The following is a 23,512-nucleotide window of genomic DNA, read 5'->3' as shown; positions in this document are numbered from 1 at the left end:
ACCACTGATTTTTTTATAGTAAAACAGACTACTCTTTCTTGAAAAGACCAAAGCTTTAAAAAAATATTAAAACATTTTGCCTTATCACCCAAAGTCGCTACTTTTGCCTCGTTGTTTATGCAATTATAAATAAAGGCTTTTTAATTGCATATCAGCTTGTTAAGATGAACAATGTACAAACCAAGGTTGTTGGCTAAACTATATACGACCTTAATTATATTAATGCAGTGAATACAATGAAAAGATTAGTAAGCATCACGCTTTTTGCCGGCATTACTTTTTCACTTCAGGCACAAATAGCCTTAACACTCGACAGTTGTAGGGCGCTGGCTATGGAAAATAATAAGGAGTTACTCATCGGTCAAGAGAAAATTAAGGCTGCTCATTATCAAAATAAAGCAGCATTCACCAACTATTTACCTAAATTATCAGCAACAGGTACTTACATCCGTAATCAAAAAGAGATTTCTATCCTTAACGACGAACAAAAGGCAGGGCTTAGCCAACTGGGAACAACAGTGGGTACACAAGTGAAAGGTTTTGCTCAACAACTTGCTGTTGCCCATCCGGAACTGGCTCCCTTAATTGCTTCATTGGGTAACTTCGACATAGCAACTCCGCTGAATGCTGCAGGTAATTCAATTGTAGATGCTTTCCGAACAGATACCCGAAACATGTATGCCGGAGTCATAACACTTACCCAACCACTATACATGGGCGGTAAAATCAGAGCATACAACAAAATAACACAATATGCCGAAGAACTGGCCCGCCAGCAACACCACACAGGAATGCAGGAAGTAATACTCAGTACGGACCAAGCATATTGGCAGGTTATTTCTTTGGTGAATAAGAAGAAACTGGCCGAAGGATACTTGAAATTGCTGCAAAAACTTGAAAGTGATGTTGATCACATGATTGCCGAAGGAGTTGCAACCAAAGCCGACGGACTTTCAGTGAAAGTCAAGGTGAATGAAGCTGAAATGACTCTCACCAAAGTAGAAGATGGATTAAGTCTGTCGAAGATGTTGCTTTGTCAACTATGCGGACTTGATTTGAGTACCAATGTCGTACTTGCCGATGAGAACATGAACGATCTTCCTATACTCTTAAAGGAAAATAGCGAAATCAATATGGAAACAGCATATGCCAGCCGACCCGAATTAAAAAGTCTGGAGCTAGCCTCTTTAATATATAAACAGAAAGTTAACGTAACTCGCGCTGAACATCTCCCCACTGTGGCGTTATTGGGTAACTACCTGGTCTCCAACCCATCTGTATACAATGGTTTCGAAAATAAATTCAAAGGGATGTGGAACGTCGGTGTTATGGTACAGGTTCCTATCTGGAACTGGGGAGAAGGCGTATACAAAACTAAAGCGGCTAAAGCAGAGGCGCAAATAGCCAAATTCCAGTTACAAGATGCTCGTGAGAAAGTAGAACTACAAGTAAATCAAGCCGCTTTCAAAGTTACTGAAGCAAAAAAGAAACTGATAATGGCCAGCAAGAATCTGGAAAAGGCCAACGAGAATTTACGATATGCAACCCTTGGCTTTGAAGAAGGTGTCATTGCACCGTCAAATGTACTCGAAGCACATACAGCCTGGCTATCTGCACAATCGGAGAAAATCGATGCACAGATTGATATTAAACTAACGGAAATCTATCTGCAAAAATCTTTAGGTACATTAAAATAATAAGGATACATAAACCATTCACTAAAACAAAAAAATAAAAATATGGCTTCTATAAAATCACAAAACAGTAACATGCTGCTTGCATTTTTAACGATGACAGGAATCATCGTTGTTGTAGCAATCGCCGGTTTTTTCATGTTAAGAAAAGGTCCGGAAATAATTCAAGGGCAGGCTGAGGTCGATGAATATAGGGTTTCGAGTAAAGTTCCCGGACGCATTCTGGAATTCAGAGTAAAGGAAGGACAATCTGTAAATGCAGGCGATACATTGGCCATTCTTGAAGCTCCGGAAGTTCAGGCTAAGATGGCTCAGGCACAAGCTGCTGAAGAGGCGGCTCAGGCTCAAAATGAAAAAGCCATAAAAGGAGCACGCCAAGAGCAAATTCAAACAGCATACGAGATGTGGCAAAAAGCGCGTGCCGGAGTAGAGATTGCGGAAAAGTCATACAAGCGCGTCAAAAACCTTTTTGAACAAGGAGTTATGCCTGCACAGAAGTTAGATGAAATCAGTGCGCAAAGGAATGCAGCAATTGCAACTGAAAAAGCTGCGAAAGCTCAATATACAATGGCTAAGAACGGTGCAGAAAGAGAAGATAAAATGGCTGCTGCCGCTCTGGTAAACCGCGCTAAAGGTGCTGTTGCCGAAGTGGAATCATACGTAAAAGAGACTTATCTGATTGCTCAAAGTAAGGGAGAAGTTTCAGAGATATTTCCTAAAGTAGGTGAACTGGTTGGTACAGGTGCTCCGATTATGAACATAGCCATGCTCGATAACCTTTGGGTTACTTTCAACGTAAGGGAAGATTTATTGCAAGGACTTACCATGGGCAGTGAATTTGAAGCAAGCATTCCTGCATTAAACAACAAAACCGTCAAACTCAAAGTGTATTATCTCAAAGACGTAGGTACTTATGCAGCTTGGAAAGCAACTAAAACAACCGGACAGTTCGATTTGAAAACATTTGAAGTAAAAGCAACTCCACTTGAAACAATAGAAAATCTTCGTCCGGGAATGACTGTTATTCTTAAAAAGAAATGAAATACACTGCCTTATATCACGTAGCCAAAAGAGAGTGCCACCGTTTGGTGTCAAGACCGCTTTACCTGTTTTGCATGGTAATAGCGCCGCTTTTTTGCTATGTATTCTTTACCACACTAATGGCATCCGGACTACCAACTGACCTGCCGGTAGGGGCAGTCGACTTAGACAATAGTAACACATCAAGGAAACTTCTTAGAAACCTGGACGCTTTTAGCCAGACAGGAATTGTAGAACAGTACAATAGTGTAAACGAAGCACGCCATGCCATGCAACAAGGCAAGATTTACGGTTTCTTCTACATACCCGCTCACTTATCGGCTGAAGCCCAGAGTCAGCGCCAGCCTACCTTGTCCTTCTACACCAACAATTCATACCTCATTGCCGGGTCACTTTTATTTAAAGACATGAAAATGATGGGCGAATTAGCATCAGGCTCTGCGGCACGCTCTGTTCTTTATGCCAAAGGAGCTACAGAATCACAAGCCATGGCCTTTTTGCAACCTATCGTTATTGACACCCATCCGCTCAATAACCCGTGGCTAAACTACTCCGTTTATCTATGCAACACACTGTTACCCGGAATATTGATGCTGATGATATTCATGATTACAGTTTATTCCATAGGCGTGGAAATCAAAGACCGTACAGCTCGTGAATGGCTTCGTACAGGAAATAACTCCATTTATATTTCATTAGTAGGCAAATTACTACCGCACACTGTTATTTTTACCATAATGGGAATATTCTATAATGTATACCTGTATGGATATCTTCATTTTCCATGTAACAGTGGCATATTCTCCATGATTTTTGCAACGCTTTTCTTGGTGCTGGCTTCGCAATCATTAGGGGTAGTTATGATAGGTACCTTCCCATCTCTACGATTGGGATTAAGTTTTGCCTCACTATGGGGAGTCATCTCGTTCTCCATTTCCGGATTTACATTTCCCGTGATGGCTATGCACCCGGTTTTACAAGCGTTAAGCAACCTCTTCCCATTGAGGCACTATTTCCTTATTTACGTTGATCAGGCGCTGAATGGTTATAGCATGGCTTACTCCTGGATCAATTACATGGCTTTGCTTATCTTCATGATGTTGCCTTTCCTGGTTATCCATCGGTTGAAGAAAGCTTTAATTTACTATAAATACATGCCCTGATGAAAAATATAAAACTTAAAAACATCTTATCCGAAGGAACAGACGACTTGTTTTATATTTGGAAACAAGAGTTTAAAACCACTTTTCGTGATCAGGGGGTATTGATATTCTTTATATTAGTACCCATACTCTATCCGCTCCTATACGGATTCATTTACACGAATGAAGTGGTACGTGAGATACCTGCATTAGCAGTAGATCATTCGCACACCTCGCTAAGCAGAGAGTATTTGCGAAAAGTAGATGCAACACCCGACGTGAAAATAGTATCCTGTTGCAGTAATCTCGAAGAAGCCAAACAAAAATTAAAAGAGAGAGAAGCTTACGGCATCATCTATATCCCGTCGGAATTTAGCGACAACATAGCCAAAGGCATGCAAAGCAAAGTAAGCCTTTACTGTGACATGAGCGGACTACTCTATTACAAAGGTTTGCTGATGGCTAACACGGCGGTATCACTGGATATGAATAAAAACATCAAAGTAGCCCGGGCCGGAAACACCACGCAACGCCAAGATGAGATTACGGCCTATCCCATTGAATATAGAGATGTTGCCATGTTTAACCCCACCAACGGCTTTGCAGCATTTCTTATCCCTGCCGTACTGGTGCTTTTAATACAGCAAACCTTGTTGCTAGGTATCGGTTTGGCAGCGGGTACAGCGCGCGAACACAACCGTTTCAGAGACCTGGTTCCTATCAACAAACACTACAACGGCACATTACGTATCGTACTAGGGAAAGGACTCAGCTACTTCATGGTTTACGCTTTTATGTCCACCTACGTATTGTTTGTAGTCCCCCGCTTATTCAGCCTCAACCAAATAGGACATGCTGACGACTTGATTCCATTTATACTGCCTTATCTGGCAGCTTGCATCTTCTTTGCCATGACCGCATCTATAGCCATCCGCAATCGGGAAACTTGTATGTTGATTTTTGTATTTACTTCTGTTCCGTTGCTCTTCATATCGGGAGTATCATGGCCGGGAACTGCGGTTCCTGCCTTTTGGAAGTATTTTTCGTACTTATTCCCTTCTACCTTTGGCATAAACGGTTTTATACGGATTAACAATATGGGAGCCACATTGAGCGATGTAGCTTTCGAATATAAAGCACTTTGGATACAAGCCGGTGTTTATTTCCTGACGACTTGCTGGGTATACCGTTGGCAAATCATTACAAGCAGGAAACATGTCATTGAAAAGTACAAAGAGTTGAAAGCCAAGCGAACAACTGTTCTATAATCCACAAGAATTGATCTTAAAAGCAGTTTTTTTAATGGCCATGTGGTTATTAACAGATTATCATGTACATTTGTAGCTTAAAATAATTTAGAAAATCCAATGAAAGAATTTATTCAAGTACTCAGACGTTTTGTCCCCCCTTACAAGAAATTCTTATTCCTTAGTATCTTATTCAATATCCTGTCGGCCATATTGAATGTTTTCTCCTTCACGCTGATTATCCCTATCCTTCAGATACTTTTCAAAATGACGGAAGCTCACTATAGCTATATTGCCTGGACCGACCCGGCCGTTGGCTTGAAAGATATTGCGATTAATAACTTTTACTATTACATAACCGATCTAATAAATCAATACGGACAAAGTACCACGTTGCTCATTCTGGGAATCTTCCTGGCAATAATGACATTTCTGAAAACAGGTTGCTACTTTCTTTCGTCGGCCACAATGATACCCATCCGGACCGGTATAGTGCGCGACATACGCAATAAGTTGTACCGCAAGATTCTGTCCTTACCACTCGGCTTCTTTTCCGAGGAAAGGAAAGGCGATATCATTGCCCGTATGAGTGGTGATGTACAAGAAATAGAAACGTCCATCATGAGTTCGCTCGATATGCTTTTCAAAAATCCCATATTGATTTTGGTTTATTTCGGAACCTTAATCGCTATTAGCTGGAAACTGACTTTATTTACGCTGGTCGTATTACCTATTATGGGATGGGCCATGGGAAGCGTAGGAAAAAAGTTGAAGAGAAAGTCATTGGTAGCCCAAGGGCAATGGAGTGATCTGATGTCTCAGGTAGAAGAGACATTAGGAGGTTTGCGCATTGTGAAAGCATTCAATGCAGAAATCAAAATGGATAAGCGTTTTACTCAGGCCAATGATGATTACCGAGATACCATCAGCCGGGTTAACACACGTCAACAACTGGCGCATCCACTGAGCGAATTCCTGGGAACCATACTGATTGTCATTGTATTATGGTTTGGCGGCACCCTCATCTTAAACCACAACTCAACCATTGATGCTCCTTCGTTCATCTTCTATCTGGTAATGCTTTACAGCCTTATCAATCCGCTAAAAGAATTTTCAAAAGCAAGTTATGCCATCCCCAAAGGACTCGCTTCCATGGAACGTGTTGACAAAATATTGCTGGCCGAAAACACCATGAAGATTAGCGAAAAGCCGGTTCCCATTCACGAATTAAAAGAACAGATAGAGTTTCGTGATGTTTCTTTCCAATACGAAGCAACTCCCGTGTTGAAACATATCAATCTGGTCATCCCCAAAGGGAAAACAGTAGCGTTAGTAGGCCAATCGGGCTCAGGGAAATCTACATTAGTCGACTTGTTACCTCGTTTTTACGAAGCAACCGAAGGAGAAGTTTTAATTGACGGAATCAATGTGAAAGACAGCACACTGACTGACCTGCGCAGCATCATGGGTAATGTCAACCAAGAAGCCATACTCTTTAACGACACCTTCTTCAACAACATCGCTTTTGGTGTGAAGGGAGCAACGAAAGAACAGGTTATTGAAGCTGCCAAGATAGCGAATGCACATGACTTTATCATGGCCAGCGAGCAAGGATATGACACCAATATCGGCGACCGCGGCGGAAAACTATCGGGCGGACAGCGTCAACGTATCAGCATTGCTCGTGCCATATTAAAGAATCCACCCATACTGATTCTGGACGAAGCGACTTCCGCACTCGATACCGAATCGGAACGTATGGTACAAGAAGCCCTCGAAAACTTGATGAAGAACCGCACCACCATTGCTATTGCCCACAGACTGTCGACCATACGCAATGCCGACGAAATCTGCGTTCTTCACGAAGGAGAAATTGTTGAAAGAGGTAAACATGAAGAACTATTTGCGCTAAACGGATACTACAAACGCTTGTGCGACATGCAAAGCTTCTAAGAACAAACAAAAAACAAGCAGGCTGTTAGGACGGAATCACCCGTTTTTAACAGCCTGCTTCTTATATAAAGTGATCTTTCAATTACTTATGCATTTCCACTATTTGAGTAGGCGCCATTTCCACATTGCGCTTATCGACCTGGCGTACCAAACTAGCTGCTAATGATAAAAATGCACGACCGGTAATAGAATCCTCATCGAGAGCCACCGGACGACCATTATCACCACCTTCCCTGATACTTTGAACAATAGGAATCTGTCCCAAAAGCGGCACATTCATTTCCTCAGCCAATCTCTTGGCACCCTCTTTTCCGAAGATATAATATTTATTTTCGGGCAATTCGGCAGGCGTAAACCACGCCATGTTTTCAACTAACCCCAGAATAGGCACATTGACCTTTTCGTTGGTGAACATATTGATACCTTTGCGTGCATCAGCCAATGCCACATCTTGCGGCGTACTTACCACAACCGCACCCGTCATTGCCAATGTTTGCACCACGGTAAGATGAATATCACTTGTTCCGGGAGGCAAATCAATCAAGAAATAATCCAGCTCTCCCCATAACGCATCACCTATGAGTTGTTTCAACGCATTGCTGGCCATACCACCACGCCATAAAGTAGCCTGATCGGGGTCAACAAAAAAGCCGATTGACAACAACTTCACACCATATTTCTCAACCGGAACAATCATTTCACGGCCATCAACCTTCTCTGCATAAGGACGGGCATCCTCTACCTGAAACATCTTAGGCATAGACGGTCCGAACACATCAGCATCCAGCAAGCCCACCTTATAACCCAGTTTAGCCAAAGCAACGGCCAGGTTAGCAGAAACAGTCGACTTCCCTACACCGCCTTTTCCCGACGAAATACCAACGATGTTCTTCACCTGAGGCAATAGCTGAGTGACTTCGGGACGAGGAGTTTGCATAGTCTTCACACTGATATTCCCCTGAATCTCAACATCCCTGCTTACATAAGTCAATATAGCAGTTTCGGCCGCTTTGACAACCGATTTCATAAACGGATCAGTAGGCTTCTCAAAAACCAGTGAAAAAGAAACCTTCATTCCCTCAATACGAATGTTATCCTCTACCATACCGGCCTCCACAAGGTTTTTACCGGTACCGGGATAACGCACATTGGTCAGTGCATCCAATATTAGTTTCGGATATAGTGTCATCCTTTTATTGATTTATCCTCTTCGCCTCCCACAAAGAAGAATGATTTAAATGAATAATAACCTCTCCCTCTCCGGGAGGAGAACGGGAGAGAGGTACTACTTGCTTGATTGCAGACCACTACGCTTGCTGCGGTTGTAGCTGCGATACGAGTCCAGTTCGATTTCCACATCGGGCTCTTTTAAAACACCATCCTGCGGCAATGCAAACTTAATATATTTAATACTTAAACCACGATCCAACCATTGTTGTTCATAGTAAGTCTTAATTCCCAAAATATCATCAACCAAATTCGAGTGATACAGATCCTCGGTAATAAACAAAACCGGCAATTTATTTTCTTCAATCATGTATCGGGTATACGTGAACATGAAATGACTGTCGGTCTTCACGTGAATGATACCATCCGGCTTCAGGAACTGTCGGTAACGATTCATGAAATATGTAGAAGTAAGTCGCTTGGTAGCCTTCTTCATCTGCGGATCCGAGAACGTAAGCCATATTTCGCTCACCTCACCTTCAGCGAAGAAACGCTCAATGATTTCAATGTTCGTGCGCAGAAAAGCCACATTCGTAAGCCCCTCACTGATAGATTCCGTAGCACCGCTCCACATGCGTGCTCCTTTAATATCAACAGCAATGAAGTTCTTATCGGGAAACATGCGTCCCAGTCCAACGGTATACTCTCCCCGGCCACATCCCAGCTCCAGCACAATGGGGTTATTGTTCTTAAAGAAACTCTCGTGCCATTTTCCTTTCATCTCAAAAGGAACATTTTCCGCTACAGAATAAGGATATTCGAATACGTGCGGATAAGCTGCCATGTCGGCAAACTTCTGTAGTTTATTTTTTCCCATCGGGATTCCTTTTAAATAGTTTCTACCCAACCGGTGTAATTATAGAATACACGGTCATTGAATTGTTGACGGAACAAAGCATATTTATCTACCCCGGTGCAATGACAAACACCCAATCGTTTAGGCAAATTCACACCTAGAAAAGCAGAAATAGCATTGAACTTATCGTTCTCAGCATTATGAATGTGGAAACCTCCCAGCACCAGTTTAAAAGACATGCCCGGAAAAACTTCCTGAACTGTTCGCATCATGTTAGTAATTCCTCTGTGCGAACAAGCACTTAATAAAGAAACAGACTTCTCCTCCTTCAGAACCAAAGCCAGTTCATCGTTAAAAGAATCATCCACCTTCTCACCATCCACTTCCACAAAGAAACGTTCAAAATGAGTATCTACCTTATCGGTTATTTTAATTTCCGGAAACACAAAAACACCCGGTACGATTTCCGTGCATGTATCAACAAACCAAAAGCGTTTGTCATCATGTACATCGGCATGCATCATACCGTTTTCTCTTTCCTCCTTGTATTTTGGTGCAAAAATATCCTTTTTGCACACAATCCGCGCCCGGCTATTCAACTTAAGGAAATGATGGAGTCCGCCTGTGTGGTCGCGATGCCCGTGAGACAGCACCACCAAGTCGACTTCAGCCAAATCAATTCCCATCAAACGGGCATTACGAATAAATAGATCCGAAGCACCGGTATCAAAAAGAACCTTATGCTCCGCTGTTTCAACAAGCAGGGAAAGCCCATGCTCTCCCTGTAGCCCCTTACCATAAACACAGTTCTCGGCAAGAGTCGTTATTTTATAATTCATTCTGAATTTATTATTCAACAATAGTTACCCAACCGTGCGCATCCGGTTCGTCGCCGTACTGAATAGCTCTAAGCTTATTGTACAATTTGGTGCACACCGGACCCGGTTTTCCGTCTTTAGAAAAGACATACGATTTATTATTTTCAACGTCATCAATGCGTTGTATCGGACTGATAACTGCTGCCGTACCGCAAGCACCTGCCTCCTCAAACGTGCTTAGTTCCTCTTCAGGAACAGGGCGTCTTTCTACTTTCATGCCCATATCCTCGGCCAATTGCATTAAGCTCTTGTTGGTGATAGAAGGCAAAATAGAAGTTGACAAAGGAGTAATATATGTATTGTCTTTGATACCAAAGAAATTGGCGGCGCCACATTCATCAATGTATTTTTTCTCTTTCGCATCGAGATAAAACTCACTGGTATAACCCAAATCGTGCGCCATTTTATTGGCACGTAAGCTGGCTGCATAATTACCGCCCACTTTGTAAATACCGGTACCCAACGGTGCCGAACGATCAAACTGACGGAAAATTACATATGGATTAGTAGAGAAACCACCTTTAAAATAAGGACCAACCGGAGTGACCAATACCAGAAACAAATATTCATCGGCCGGATGAACACCAACCTGCGCACCCGTCCCAATTAACAGCGGACGAATGTAAAGCGATGCTCCACTTTCATAAGGAGGCACAAAACGTTCGTTCAGCTTAATCACTTTAAGAACAGCCTCACGAAAACGATCCGTAGGAAGTTCGGCCATCAAGATACCGCGACAAGTATCCTGCATACGTGCTGCATTATCTTCCAAACGAAACACACGAATCTTACCATCCTTACCACGAAAAGCCTTTAACCCTTCGAAAGCCTCCTGACCATAATGTAAACAAGTAGCTGCCATGTGCATGTTAATGTACTCGCTGCTGCTTACCTCCAGCTCGCCCCAGGCTCCTTCACGAAAATTGATTCTCACATTGTAATCTGTCTTCATGTAACCAAAAGACAAATTCGACCAGTCTATTTCTTTCATTTTATTCAGTAATTAGTCATTTTCCTTTCAACGAACAAAAATAACCTTTATTATTCAGATTGCCGCTTTTCTTGCAGTAATTTTTCTATTTCCGCATCCGCTTTCGTTAGCTTGTCGGAACAAAAAGCTATAATTTTGTTTGCTTCCTTTATTTTATCAGCCAAAACATCCAGCTCCAGTTCGTTGGCATCAATTTGTCTCACTATCTCCTCCAAACGGGCCATTGCCTCCGTATACGTTTCCTTTTTTGCAGCCATATTCTTTTATTTAACTGTTAACTTTACTAATGACAGAATCTACCTCCCCTTTTGCCAGACGCGTAGTCAGCCGGTCGCCCTCACGCAAGCTCGTTGCATCTGTAACCACCTTACCCTCTTTGAGCGTTAAGCTGTAGCCCCGTTGCAACAAACGCTCCGGCGAAGCACCTTCTACCCGTTGCGCCACCAGCTCCAGCCGATGTTTCTGCGCGGTAAGCAACACCTGCACGGCACGATGCATATCCTTGCGTGCGGTAAGCAGTTGCATTTTTGCAGCCGACAAACGGGAAACCACTGCCGAAGGAATGCGCCGTTGCAAGTACATCAATCTTTGCTTTTCCTCTTCCATCCGGTTCAAAGCCACATCCCTGAGCTGTTCGGCCCAATGAAGAAGTTGCGCCGCAGCATCACTCATCCGCGCCACCAAATATTCCGCTGCTGCCGTAGGCGTTTTCACACGGGTATGCGCCACAGAATCGAGTACGGTATCGTCTCTTTCATGACCGATACCCGTTATCACAGGCAACGGAAACTGAGCACAAGAAGCCGCCAGAAGATACGTATCAAAGCCCGACAAATCGGATGTGGCTCCACCTCCCCGAATAATAACCACCACATCGAACTCATCTATCCGGGCATGTATCTTATCGAGCGCCTGTAAAACAGAATCTTCAACCTGATTGCCCTGCATCAGGGCCGGAAACAGCTCCGTATAAAAATAAAAGCCGAAAGAGTTACTCTGTAATTGGTGACAAAAATCACCGTAACCGGCAGCGGTGGGCGACGAGATTACAGCAATGCATTGAGGTAACAAAGGCATGTCTAACTCCTTGTTGAGCGTTAGCACACCCTCCTCCTCCAGTTGTTTGAGTATCTCACGACGGCGCCGCGCCATATCGCCCAACGTATACGTGGGATCAATATCATGCACAGTAAGGCTGTATCCGTATAACTCATGAAACTCTACCGATACCTTTACCAGCACCTTGATGCCCGATGTAAATGCCTGACCGGTAGCCTCTTCAAAATAAGGTCTCAGTATGCGATAAATGGTTGCCCAAATAGTACCTCGCGCTTTGGCCACCAGATTATTGCTACGCGGATCTTTCTGAATAAACTCCAGGTAACAATGCCCCGTGCTGTTTGAGCGCACATCACTCAACTCTGCCTGCACCCAATATTCGTCGGGCAGGCATTGCGACAAACTGCGTTTTACCAATGCGTTCAGCTCAAAAAGAGAGAGACTTTCCATTTATTTTTGTTTATTGGTCCATTGATACGCCTTCCAAAGATCAGGCACACCGTAACCGTAAATATTATCCGGGAAAGATGCCCTGTCGCCCGAAGTCCTCACCAAATCGATCAACTGATGAGCCGTAAGTTGCGGACAAGCCTGCCACAGGCAAGCCACCATGCCGCACATGATGGGTGAGGCAAACGAAGTACCGTTTGCATTTCCCGCAACACCGTCGGTTCCCATTACATCGGCAGCCATACCTACCGCCACCACATCGGGCTTAATGCGATTATCGGCCGTATTGCCTATGGAAGAGAACGGAGCCAGAATGCCCGTTTTAGCAATAGCCCCCACCGTAATAACATGTTCAGCGTCACCCGGAGGAGTTATCTTTTTCCAAGAACCACTTCCCGAATTTCCGGCACTACACACAACCACCATACCCTTATCGGCCGATTTGGAAGCCTGACGAGACATCAAGGCATATTGCCCGTTGAGGTTGCGGTATTCGTAATTCTTTGATTGATCATCGAAAGCATAATACCCCAGCGACGTATTGACCAAATCAACGCCAACACTATCGGCAAATTCAATAGCCGCTGCCCAATAATCTTGTTCCACCAGATTTTCAGAATATTCGTCTTCGCTCCGAAGCAACCAGTAATCAGCTTCGGGAGCCGTACCCACCATTACATAAGGCTGATTCATGCCCATGCACGAAAGCACCTTCATGCCGTGGCTGCTCTCAGCATAAATATCGCACGAAGAGTTTACAAAATCCTTCACACCTACAATATGTATATTCTGCATCGCCTTGATACGATCGGCATTATGAAAGCCCGCATCAATGACTGCAATGGTCATTCCCTTGCCCCTGAACCCGGCCTCATGCAACTTATCGGCCTTACTCATTTGTATCTGACGATAAGATTTCCCATAGTAAAGGCTGTCAACACGCACCACCTTATCCGTTATAGAATCTCTTTTCAACGCCTTGTCTTTGTTCTTGCGGGTAGGCTGTTGCCACACCTTCTCCACCGATCGAACAAAAGGCAGCCTACTGATACGGGCCATGCGCGAACTGTCGTTGCAAGAAACCGTCACAAAATTATCCCATTTACCGGTTACTACAATCCTCACCCCTTGTTTCCGAATAGCCTCAACATACTTGGCGCATACAGGCAAGTCGGTCGAGTCTACCGATAACTGCTGGCGGGCACGACGTGCCAATGCCTTTGCCGATAAAAACTCCTGCGGCTTGCTGAGCGAGTAAGTCGTTGCTGCCTTATCGGTTAAACTCACCCTAAATTTTAATGTATCTTTCTGTGCTGCGACTGTAATCGATACAAACGCAAGCAGTGCCATAGCAAATATTCTCATAAAAACTCTTGTTGGCCGGCCAGCATTACCAGCCATCTTTCTTATCATTAATAATTAAGTTGATTCCTCTTTGCGAAGCGATGTATGCTCCTCCTAAAACCCGGTTTCCGTCGTAAAAGACAGCCGATTGTCCGGGTGTTACCGCCGACGCTACCGCCAGAAAGCGAACTAGCCACCGCCCGTCGCCCACGTTCAATACCCGGCAGGGAATAGCCTGACTCCGGTAACGAATGCGTACTGCCAGATTGCTGCACGAAAGCAATTCAGTCTCATCCGTTATCTGCGCCTGTTCAAGCAACATATACTCCGTTTTCAGTTGTTCGGCCTCACCCAACATCACTGTATTCTTTTCCGGGTTGAGTTTGAGCACATACATGGGCTTTCCCAAAGCAATTTCCAGTCCTTTTCGCTGCCCAACCGTGTAATAAGGAAACCCTTTATGGCGTCCCAACTTCACCCCATCGTGACTAACAAACCATCCTTCGCCAATCTCCTCATCAATCTGAGGGTCATACTTCCGGAGAAAATCGCGATAATCACCCTCAATGAAACACACCTCCATGCTTTCACCCTCACGTGATTTTGCAACAAAGCCTTTGCTATTGAGATATTCGCGAACTTGCAATTTATTGTAACCCCCTAACGGAAAAAGACAACGCCTCAACACCGCCTGTCCCAGTCTCCACAAGAAGTACGACTGATCTTTACCTTCATCCTCGCCGCGCACGATGTACATCTGCCCGTTCCGTTCCTCCAATTTAGAATAGTGCCCGGTTGCAATGTACTGACATCCTAATTTATCAGCCCACTCCAGCAATATGCGAAATTTAAACAGCGGATTGCATAACACACAAGGGTTAGGCGTACGACCGTGCCTGTATTCATCCATGAAGTTTTTCACGACGACTTCCTTGAAGGGCACACGTTCATCGACCACATAATGCTCCACCCCTATTTTTTGCGCCAGTTCCTTGGCATCGGCAATAAAATCATCTTTCTCCCAAACGCGCATGGTAAGTCCTACCACCTCGTATCCTTGTTCCTGTAGCATCAAGCAGGTAGCCGAACTGTCTATCCCACCGCTCATCCCAACTAAAACTTTCTTTTTCCCTTCTTTCATGCAACAAATAAATGGATACTGCAAATTTACATGATTTTGAGGAGATTACCAGCTTCGCTACATAAAATGCATAAAAAAAAGTATCACCAAGTGTCACCAACGCCATAGCCAGCTGATAACCAAACTGTTGCGTGTGATACTTGCCTTAAAAAAAGCCTCACCAAGTATCACCAAGTATCACCAACTTTTTTGGCAGTAATTCCTTACATGTTTGCTGCTATTTATTCTTTCTATATAAGATTTTTAGTTAGCATGCTTCTGCGATTTATTTTGCAGGTTAGCAATTTTCGTCTACACCTCGGTGTACACAGTTTGTACACCCCCATGTACATGGTCTGTAGATCCGGGTGTATAACATCTGTACACCCGGGTGTATGAAAAGTTTTGCAATGATAAGATTAAAAAGACAAAATAACTTATATCTTTGCAGATAGTGAGTTCATTGCAATATTTGAGCGGTATAGATAGATTTGACTTTATGAGAATATGTATAAAGTAAAAGGTACAAACGATGAAGAATACAATATTATGTTACATTGCAATATTAATATGTGCATGTAATCAATCAGGTATTGATAAAAAACATGAGAACAATAAGGATTTAAAGATTCTGAACGACTCTGTTATTGAATTAATTTTAACTTTCCAGAGTAACCAAGACTCTATACTCCTAAATCATGCTTTAGTCTTAAATAATAAAGCAATGGCTTTAGATTCCAGTAATAGCAATTTGTTATACAATTTAAACGTTAGAGCTCAGATATTAGCATTACTAAATAAGAAAAAAGAGGCTTTCTTGCTAAAAGAGAGAACACTGAGTAAGGATAAATTCAATGTTGACAGATTGATATATTATGGACAAAAAAACAGGTTAATAGGGCGGATGGATTCATCTGAAATATATTTTAACGCTGCATTAATACAATGCGATAAATTATTAGAAGACACTCTCAATATTGATGTAATAATCAAAAAAGCAGAAATATATATGTATCAGAAAAAAAAGAAAGAGGCATTAAGAATAATAAATCAGGCATTAGTAAAAAGCCCTAAAAACATCGTTTTGAAAACCTTCAAAGAAGATCTTGACCAATATTACGAAATTTCAAATATTTTTTTTGATGATATAAAATTATAGAAAAAAGAATATAAAGGAGCTATCTTACTAATATTAATTCTCATAGAAATATAATGTGTGGTATATTTGAAAATTACATCTATTTCAATAGACAATGAACATTAAAATCAGCTCCGTAATGACTGTTATTTATCAGGGGAATATTCAGATTCACATCTAAGCAAATAGGTTAATTTAAAATAGTCTGCTGTCATTTTATGAACGGATAAGTTCTCACTTTGCGGGATTTTTAGAAGTTTTACTCTTTGCTGAAGGTTATTTAAATCTTCAAATGAAACCTTGGCTGCTTCGCTTTTAGACACTAAAAAATCCACATATTTTATCTCTCCTGACCAATCGCCATACACATTAACAAATATTCTCGCATCCAATAATGATTTTCGATGTTTTGCATCGAAGCAAGACCTTACTATTTTATTTATTCCTATGGTTAACCATTCAGACTTTGGAGTATAGACACTTCGTTTCATGCCAATGAATGGATTTTGAACACTTTTAGGAGTTAACAACACTCTGTTACCCATATTCTTAATTACAAACAGCGAATCTTGCTGAGCATTTACTCCAATAGAGAGTAAGACAATCCCTACTAACAACATTAATCTTTTCATCAAAGCAACATTTAATTCATACTACGAAGCAAAGATACGAATCCAACCTCGTAATGTGCTGGTGCAGGCAGTCGATTCTTTGTTATAATGGGTCATATATAATCACATCTTAATATTTAACATTTGAAATACGGTTTCTAGTTGTGTATCTCGACCTTTGATAACATCCTCAAGCGATTGCTCTACATATTTATTGATTTTTATGCCTACTTTTTGTGTTTCACTTCCATCGGGATAATAAATGCCAACTCCTGTAAATGCGGTTTTAATTCCTCCAGGCAAATCAACAAAAGTCATATTACCATCGGTCCCAGCAGTCTGGCTCCCTACGGTTAAGGTATTTGGTAAGGATTGATAAAGCATAGCCATAAATTCCGAATTACTTTGCGTAAATTCATTCACAAGAAGAATCAGTTCACCCTTGAATCGACGGTCTTTACCTGTAGAAAGAGTTGCAGCATTTTCATTAATTATAAATCTTCCAGGTTTATAATTATCTATCTCTGAGGATATAGCAAATTTGGTATAATACGGAATGAGATCTGATATCTCTAAGAAATTTTCGACATCATTAGATATAGAACCTCTTAAATCCGCAATTATGATTTTTTTATCGATAAGGTTTATTAAATCCACCTGCTGACTAGCGCACAAGTTAACATAAGCAATCGAATCAAAATCCATAAAACTGATCTTAGGAACAGGAAGGCGATCAAAAAAGTAGCTTTCGTTGTTTTTTCGCAATATACATTTCTTTGAATGTAATATTCCATCTCTAATAAACGTAATCTCCAATCTTTTCTTATTACTCCTTGGTAGATCTAGCAAAAAATCTCTATATTTTGTTTTTAGATTTGAAGATGGAATATAATCTGACGATAGATGGAATAACGAATCTACAGCTATTCCATCTATCATAATCAATTCATCGCCAGGCAAAAAACATTCATCTGGCATTTGATTTTCACTGTAACTGTCTACAATAATAAATTTATTATTGATTCTAGAAAGTTTAATCGGCAGATTATTGACACCTTTAAAGTCGCTCCAGATAGAATCAGTGATTAGATTTGCATGTGAATCGTTTATTTTAGAAAATAATTCCCACAGTATCTTTCTATATTCAATCTCATCATACGATTTATACATCATGGGAATAAAGTCTTCCAAAACTAAATTCCAATCCGAAGCCAAATATTTATATGGGTAGAAATACTCTATATAATTCCAATATCTAAATAGTGTCAACAATCGAAAACCTAAGTCTGGATTAGTCAAATCATTATATACATTTTCATTTGTAAACTGCGCCTCACCGGCTACTGTCTTTTTCACGTAGAATGAAATTCCGTCATTTTGATGAGAAACGATAGATTTTAGTATTAATCGGGCTTCTTCCGGAATTAATGCAGATTCAATCCAATCAAAGTCGTTAGTCATTTTTACTTTGGTAGCTGGTAGATTGTCTTTTCTATTTACCTTTTCATCTATTTGAATTGGACCATAAGATTTTATCCAACTTAACAAATTGGCTTTGAATTCACAATCTGATTTACTTTCTGAGATTTTGTTTATGGCATTGAATAGTTCTTTGTCCCAATCATATTCTCCAGATATCACATTAGGATGATAATATTTCATCAGCCCCCATGTCTTACAGATAACAGAAAGATATTTAACATTCAGAGAGTTAACTTCAACCTGTGATGTAAGTTTATTATTTATCAATACTCCCTTACAAGAGAGTGTTATGATAGAAAAAAGGAAAACACACAATATTGATTTTATTTTCATACGTAAATTATAAAAACCTCTCAAACCACACCACCATACATGTCGGGCTTGAGAGGTTGTCTCTATAAATACTATAACAATCCGTTATCTGTTAGGAGTCTCCCATTTTTTGGTTTCCGAACAAGTAATGTTAACCAACTGGTTACCGGCTTGAACACGGAAATCTCCTTTCTCCAATACCCATTTGCCATCGTAACCCACGAAAGCAAGGTCAGAAGCCTTCACCTTGAGCGTAACGGTTTTCGTTTCACCGGGTTGTAACTCTACTTTCTCGAAAGCGCGCAAACGTCTATTGTCGGGAGTCAGTGAAGCCACCAGGTCACTGCTGAATAACAAAACACTTTCTTTTCCTATCTTGCTGCCTGTGTTCTTTACATCAACCGTAAAAGTAAGCACGTCATCGGCAGTAAACTGAGACTTGTCAACGCGGAAGTTACTGTATGCAAACGTAGTGTAACTCAATCCGTATCCAAACGCCCACTGCACGTTAACCACGGCATCATAGTTGTAGGCACCCTCCATTTGTTTCCCTATATGTTCGCTGGGTTTGTAATCATAGGTAACCAATGAATTGATCTCTTTAGGATATGTATAAGGTAACTTTCCGCTAAAGTTGGCATCACCGGCAACCAGATTAGCCAATGCGTCACCGCCATAATTTCCCGGCAACATGATGTTTACCACTGCTCCCGAAAGGGGTTCGATATCGGCAATCAAGCGGGGGCGACCTTCGTTCAGAATCAACACAACGGGTTTAGCTGTCTTCGCTAGGGCCTTAACCAGATTTCGCTGATTCTCAGTAAGGAATAAATTAGTAAGGTTACCCGGTGTTTCGCAGTATGAATTTTCACCAATACAAGCAACAATATAATCCACACCGGCAGCAGCGGCTACGGCCTTCTCTATTTCGGGCTGGTTTTCTTCCCACCAGTTGCCTTTGTCATTATAAGTAACTCCCGGCTCGTAAACAACATTCTCTTGACCAAATTTATTTGTAAAGGCTTCTAAAATAGTGTTGTAACTGTCGGACAAGGCCTCAGCATTGCTACCTTGCCAAGTGTATGACCAGCCTCCGTTAAGGGTACGCATGGAGTTTGCGTTGGGGCCCGTCAATAAGATTTTCTTACCCTTACTCAAAGGAAGCAAGTTATTGGTATTCTTCAAAAGCACCAACGATTCTTCCGCTGCTTGTAAGGCAGCTGCAGCATGCTCTTTGCTGCCGAAAAGTGGATAATCTTTTAAGTCATAGTAGGGTTTATCAAACAATCCCAGACGATACTTCAGACGCAGAACTCGGCGCACGGCGTCATCAATACGACTCATGGGAACTTCACCTTCCTGAACAAGCTCTTTTAAAAGTGTGCAAAAATGCCAGTCGTACGGGTCCATCGACATATCGATGCCTGCATTGATAGCAAGTTTTATCGCCTCTTTTTTGTTGACTGCAATGTGGTCGCGACTGTATAGGTTATTAATATCCGCCCAGTCGGTCACAATCATTCCATCCCAGTTCAGGTCTTCTTTCAGCCATTTAGTAAGTAATTCATAGTTTGCATGGAAAGGCAGCCCATTGTTCATGGCAGAGTTTACCATAACCGAAAGCGCACCCGCTTTTACCGCTTCAAGAAATGGAGCAAAATGCTTCTCGCGCATATCCTGCACTGTAATGGACGAAGGAGTACGGTCTTTGCCGCTCACCGGCACGCCGTATCCCATGTAATGTTTCAGACAAGCTGCTACATGGTTAGAACCAATCTGGTTAGGGTTTTCACCTTGGAAACCAAGAACAGACTCGCGTCCCATTTCGGCATTCAGGTAGGCATCTTCACCGTAGTTCTCCCACTGGCGAGCCCAACGAGGGTCGCGCCCCAAGTCAACCACCGGCGCGTAAGTCCACGGAATACTACCTGCCTTTGTTTCATAGGCCGATATGCGAGAGCCCTCACGAGTAAGCTGACGGTTGAACGCTGCTCCCATGTTAATACCTTGTGGGAAGAAGGTTCCGCCTGCCGTATAAGTTGTTCCATGTATTTGGTCAACCCCGTAAATACAAGGAATACCTATCTCTTTCATGGATTTGTCCTGAATACGCTTGATGATTTCTTGCCATTTAGCGGTGCTTTGTGCCACTCCCCCGGGCACATTCAAGATAGAGCCTACTTTATATTTCGTAATGGCACTATCCAACTTGGCCTCGTCAATCTGGAAACCTTTTTTCCCTTCAATATCCTGAATGCGCATGTATATTTGCATGATTACATCCTGCGAAGGCATGCCTTTTGAAAGGTCGTATTCTTTTTCGAGTTTATATTTTTGGAGGATTTTACGTAAATCTTTTACGGTAAACTCAGCGGGGTTGATGTTGCCGAAAGGGTTGACCCGCTTGCTGATCACGTCAATAGAAAGCTCGCACATCTGCCCCACTTTCTCATCAAGACTCATTTTGCCAAGCAGCGCTTCCACCTGCTGCTCTATCTTCTCGTCTCTGGGGATAGCTGGTTTAGCAGATTTTTGCGCCATTGCCGTACACAAGGTACCAGACAAGGCCAGAAATAATAACAACTTCTTGTTCATAGTATTCATTTTAATTTATTCGGATATAAAGATAAATACATCTTGCTATATCTGCAAAATATAACAAGATGTATTTTAAAATAAATAATTATCTCTTCAAGAGATCAATCGGCTCTTTTAGCTTTAAAATATCAGTTGCCTTTGCCGAAGTTGAAGTAACATTTGCGTCAAGTACCATCTTGATGTCACGAGATGAAGAGGCTATTTGAAATTGATACACCCCTGGAGTTACTATCCAAGACGATGATTGCTCATCGAAAGAGGCCAATTCGGAAGTGCCGACAGTTAAAACCACCGTAGCAGATTCACCCGGTTTCAGATTCTTGGTTTTCATAAAAGCCTTCAATTCTTTCTCGGGTTTATTGGCATTCACGCGGTCGGGAGCTGAAGCATACAGTTGAACAACTTCTTTCCCCGAATACTTTCCTGTGTTTTTAACAGTAACAGTAATAACATATTTGTCTTTATCTTCTTTGATACGTGGATTTTCATAAGAAAAAGAGGTATACGAAAGTCCGTAACCAAACGGATACGACACCTGCTTTCCAAAAGTATCAAAATAACGGTAACCCACATAGATGTCTTCTTCGTAATTGGTATAGTCCCACAATGGTTTATTGGTTTTCTTTTTAGGGTTCATAAAGTCCATATCTCCCATGGCACCTTCTGTGGGGAAGTTTTTGGATGACGCAGCATCTTCAAACTTTACCGGGAAAGTCATGGTTAATTTACCACTTGGAGAAACCTTGCCGCTCAGCACATCTACCACGCTGTTACCACCTTCCTGACCTGCCTGCCAGGCGCATAAAATGGCATCCGGCAGATTTTTCCAGGTAGAAGTTTCAATAACTCCGCCAATGTTGAGCACCACGACAACCTTTTTCCCAGCTGAGTGAAACTCGTTGGTTATGCTTTGTATCAAAGAGGATTCTTCTTTTGTTAAATTAAAGTCCGCCACGGTGCGATCCAAGAATTCACCGGAAGTGCGTCCTATTGTAATCAGGGCTACATCTGATCCGGCCGCCATTTCTTTCAACAAAGCTTTTGAAGGAACCATTTCAGTGGGACGAGGTTTAGGAAGGAAAGCACTCATCTGATTTTTTTCTTTTGGTTCATTCCTCTTATTTTCAGAAATGATGTGCTGTTCGTACTGACTCTTCAAATTTTCATTTACCTGATAGCCTGCACGGGTAAGCCCGTCTAATAAAGAAACAGTATAGGCACGATTCACGTTACCGGAGCCTGTTCCGCCGGCAATAAAATCATACGAAGTACAACCAAACAGGGCAATGTTCTTTACCTGGGAAGTAAAAGGCAAAGCTTCTTTCTCATTCTTGAGTAAAACCATTCCTTCTGTAGCCGACTGGCGGGTTATGGCTGCATGGGCTTTCAAATCGGGTTTATTTGAAAATTCGTATCCTTTAAATCGGGGAGTACGTAAAATCATCTCAAGAATGCGCTTCACATTTCTGTTTAAAACAGCTTCATCTAGTTTGCCTTCTTTCACACCTTTCACAATAGCCTCGTATTGCTTGTCTTGCCCCGGTTGTAGCATGTCATTTCCCGCAATCATCTGTGCCACAGCATCCTTGCCGCCAAACCAGTCGGTCATAACCATTCCCTTGAAGCCCCATTCGTCACGCAAAAGAGTGCTGAGCAGTTCTTTGCTTTCAGACGTATAAGTTCCATTTAAGTAATTATAGGAAGACATAACCGTCCACGGTTGTGATTCTTTGACTGCTATTTCGAACCCTTTCAAATAGATTTCTCTTAATGCACGAGGAGAAACGCGGGCATCATTTGCCATGCGATTTGTTTCCTGATTATTAACAGCAAAATGCTTGATAGAAGTTCCCACTCCATTACTCTGCACTCCATTCACGTAGGCGGCTGCAATTTTGCCACTTACAACAGGATCTTCTGAATAATACTCAAAGTTTCGACCACAAAGCGGGTTTCGATGCGTGTTCAGAGCAGGTGCCAACAGCACGTCCGCACCATATTCTAACACTTCATTTCCGATAGCTTTGCCTACGCTTTCAACCAACTCCTGATTCCAAGTTGAAGCCAGCAGCGTTCCGATGGGAAAATGTGTGCAATAGTAGGTTGCAGAATCTCCCTCACGTTTGGGATTAATACGCAATCCGGCCGGACCGTCCGCCAAAACGACTGCCGGAATACCGAGACGTTCAATGGGATATGTAGTCCCTGCTGCTCCCGGAACCAAGGCTTTTGTCTCACCGATTACGGCACTATCGCCCGTGAAACCGGCCATGCCGGTTCCTATCACTAAATGCGCTTTTTCCTCTAAAGTCATGGCCGCTATTACATCTTTCAATGATGATTTACCGAGTTTTGGCTCGCGAGGAGCACAGGAAACAATCATCAATGATAGCAGGCAGACTGGTAGATACTGTTTTTTCATGGTATAC

Annotated in this window: 18 protein-coding genes; 6 read left to right on the top strand and 12 right to left on the bottom strand. The window is 42.2% G+C overall.

Going from position 1 to position 23,512, the window contains the following annotated elements:
• The first annotated feature begins 236 nt into the window (after positions 1-236).
• From ACKPCE_RS06170 to ACKPCE_RS06150, 5 genes are all read left to right on the top strand, one after another.
• Entirely contained in the window at positions 237-1,697 is a 1,461-nt protein-coding gene (locus tag ACKPCE_RS06170; RefSeq protein ID WP_319504528.1) for a TolC family protein, read from the top strand.
• A gap of 42 nt (positions 1,698-1,739) precedes the next feature.
• Entirely contained in the window at positions 1,740-2,735 is a 996-nt protein-coding gene (locus ACKPCE_RS06165; RefSeq protein WP_276965848.1) for an HlyD family secretion protein, read from the top strand.
• A complete protein-coding gene (locus tag ACKPCE_RS06160) occupies positions 2,732-3,898 on the top strand; it encodes an ABC transporter permease (protein WP_319504527.1) in 1,167 nt (388 codons plus the stop codon). The genes ACKPCE_RS06165 and ACKPCE_RS06160 overlap by 4 nt, the downstream gene beginning before the upstream one ends.
• On the top strand, positions 3,898-5,145 hold the full coding sequence (locus tag ACKPCE_RS06155) for an ABC transporter permease (RefSeq protein WP_319504526.1): 1,248 nt from the start codon (positions 3,898-3,900) through the stop codon (positions 5,143-5,145). Before ACKPCE_RS06160 ends, ACKPCE_RS06155 begins: the two co-directional genes overlap by 1 nt.
• A gap of 99 nt (positions 5,146-5,244) precedes the next feature.
• A complete protein-coding gene (locus tag ACKPCE_RS06150; RefSeq protein ID WP_319504525.1) occupies positions 5,245-7,077 on the top strand; it encodes an ABC transporter ATP-binding protein in 1,833 nt (610 codons plus the stop codon).
• An 82-nt stretch (positions 7,078-7,159) separates the two neighbouring features.
• Here the strand turns inward: ACKPCE_RS06150 and ACKPCE_RS06145 are convergent, their stop codons facing one another.
• The 8 genes from ACKPCE_RS06145 to mnmA form a co-directional block, all read right to left on the bottom strand.
• Positions 7,160-8,266, bottom strand: coding sequence for an Mrp/NBP35 family ATP-binding protein (locus ACKPCE_RS06145; RefSeq protein ID WP_024996667.1), 1,107 nt, complete (start codon positions 8,264-8,266; stop codon positions 7,160-7,162).
• Between the two features lie 96 nt (positions 8,267-8,362).
• Positions 8,363-9,121: a tRNA (guanosine(46)-N7)-methyltransferase TrmB gene (trmB, locus tag ACKPCE_RS06140; RefSeq protein ID WP_319504524.1), complete on the bottom strand. Its 759-nt coding sequence runs from the start codon at positions 9,119-9,121 to the stop codon at positions 8,363-8,365.
• 11 nt (positions 9,122-9,132) lie between these two features.
• A complete protein-coding gene (locus ACKPCE_RS06135; RefSeq protein ID WP_319504523.1) occupies positions 9,133-9,939 on the bottom strand; it encodes an MBL fold metallo-hydrolase in 807 nt (268 codons plus the stop codon).
• A gap of 10 nt (positions 9,940-9,949) precedes the next feature.
• Positions 9,950-10,969 carry a branched-chain amino acid aminotransferase gene (locus ACKPCE_RS06130; RefSeq protein WP_319504522.1) on the bottom strand — a complete coding sequence of 340 codons (1,020 nt, stop codon included), beginning with the start codon at positions 10,967-10,969 and terminating at the stop codon, positions 9,950-9,952.
• A 50-nt stretch (positions 10,970-11,019) separates the two neighbouring features.
• Complete coding sequence (gene xseB, locus ACKPCE_RS06125; protein WP_024996671.1) at positions 11,020-11,226, bottom strand: exodeoxyribonuclease VII small subunit; 207 nt, start codon at positions 11,224-11,226, stop codon at positions 11,020-11,022.
• A 10-nt stretch (positions 11,227-11,236) separates the two neighbouring features.
• Positions 11,237-12,478 (bottom strand): exodeoxyribonuclease VII large subunit, encoded by a 1,242-nt coding sequence (xseA, locus tag ACKPCE_RS06120; RefSeq protein WP_319504521.1) that lies wholly within the window; start codon positions 12,476-12,478, stop codon positions 11,237-11,239.
• Positions 12,479-13,843, bottom strand: coding sequence for a S8 family peptidase (locus ACKPCE_RS06115; protein WP_319504520.1), 1,365 nt, complete (start codon positions 13,841-13,843; stop codon positions 12,479-12,481).
• Positions 13,844-13,868: 25 nt separating this feature from the next.
• Entirely contained in the window at positions 13,869-14,963 is a 1,095-nt protein-coding gene (gene mnmA, locus ACKPCE_RS06110; protein ID WP_319504519.1) for a tRNA 2-thiouridine(34) synthase MnmA, read from the bottom strand.
• 511 nt (positions 14,964-15,474) lie between these two features.
• Between mnmA and ACKPCE_RS06105 the strand changes: the two genes are divergently transcribed.
• A complete protein-coding gene (locus ACKPCE_RS06105) occupies positions 15,475-16,101 on the top strand; it encodes a tetratricopeptide repeat protein (protein ID WP_319504518.1) in 627 nt (208 codons plus the stop codon).
• Positions 16,102-16,226: 125 nt separating this feature from the next.
• Here the strand turns inward: ACKPCE_RS06105 and ACKPCE_RS06100 are convergent, their stop codons facing one another.
• The 4 genes from ACKPCE_RS06100 to ACKPCE_RS06085 form a co-directional block, all read right to left on the bottom strand.
• A complete protein-coding gene (locus ACKPCE_RS06100) occupies positions 16,227-16,712 on the bottom strand; it encodes a hypothetical protein (RefSeq protein WP_319504517.1) in 486 nt (161 codons plus the stop codon).
• A 102-nt stretch (positions 16,713-16,814) separates the two neighbouring features.
• Positions 16,815-18,506 carry a S41 family peptidase gene (locus ACKPCE_RS06095; protein WP_319504516.1) on the bottom strand — a complete coding sequence of 564 codons (1,692 nt, stop codon included), beginning with the start codon at positions 18,504-18,506 and terminating at the stop codon, positions 16,815-16,817.
• A gap of 84 nt (positions 18,507-18,590) precedes the next feature.
• Positions 18,591-21,080: a glycoside hydrolase family 3 N-terminal domain-containing protein gene (locus tag ACKPCE_RS06090; protein ID WP_319504515.1), complete on the bottom strand. Its 2,490-nt coding sequence runs from the start codon at positions 21,078-21,080 to the stop codon at positions 18,591-18,593.
• Positions 21,081-21,168: 88 nt separating this feature from the next.
• A complete protein-coding gene (locus ACKPCE_RS06085; RefSeq protein WP_319504514.1) occupies positions 21,169-23,505 on the bottom strand; it encodes a glycoside hydrolase family 3 C-terminal domain-containing protein in 2,337 nt (778 codons plus the stop codon).
• Positions 23,506-23,512 lie beyond the last annotated feature (7 nt).

The organism is Bacteroides graminisolvens (assembly GCF_963666085.1).
GTDB lineage: Bacteria > Bacteroidota > Bacteroidia > Bacteroidales > Bacteroidaceae > Bacteroides > Bacteroides graminisolvens.
This window is presented reverse-complemented; position numbering and strand designations above follow the sequence as displayed.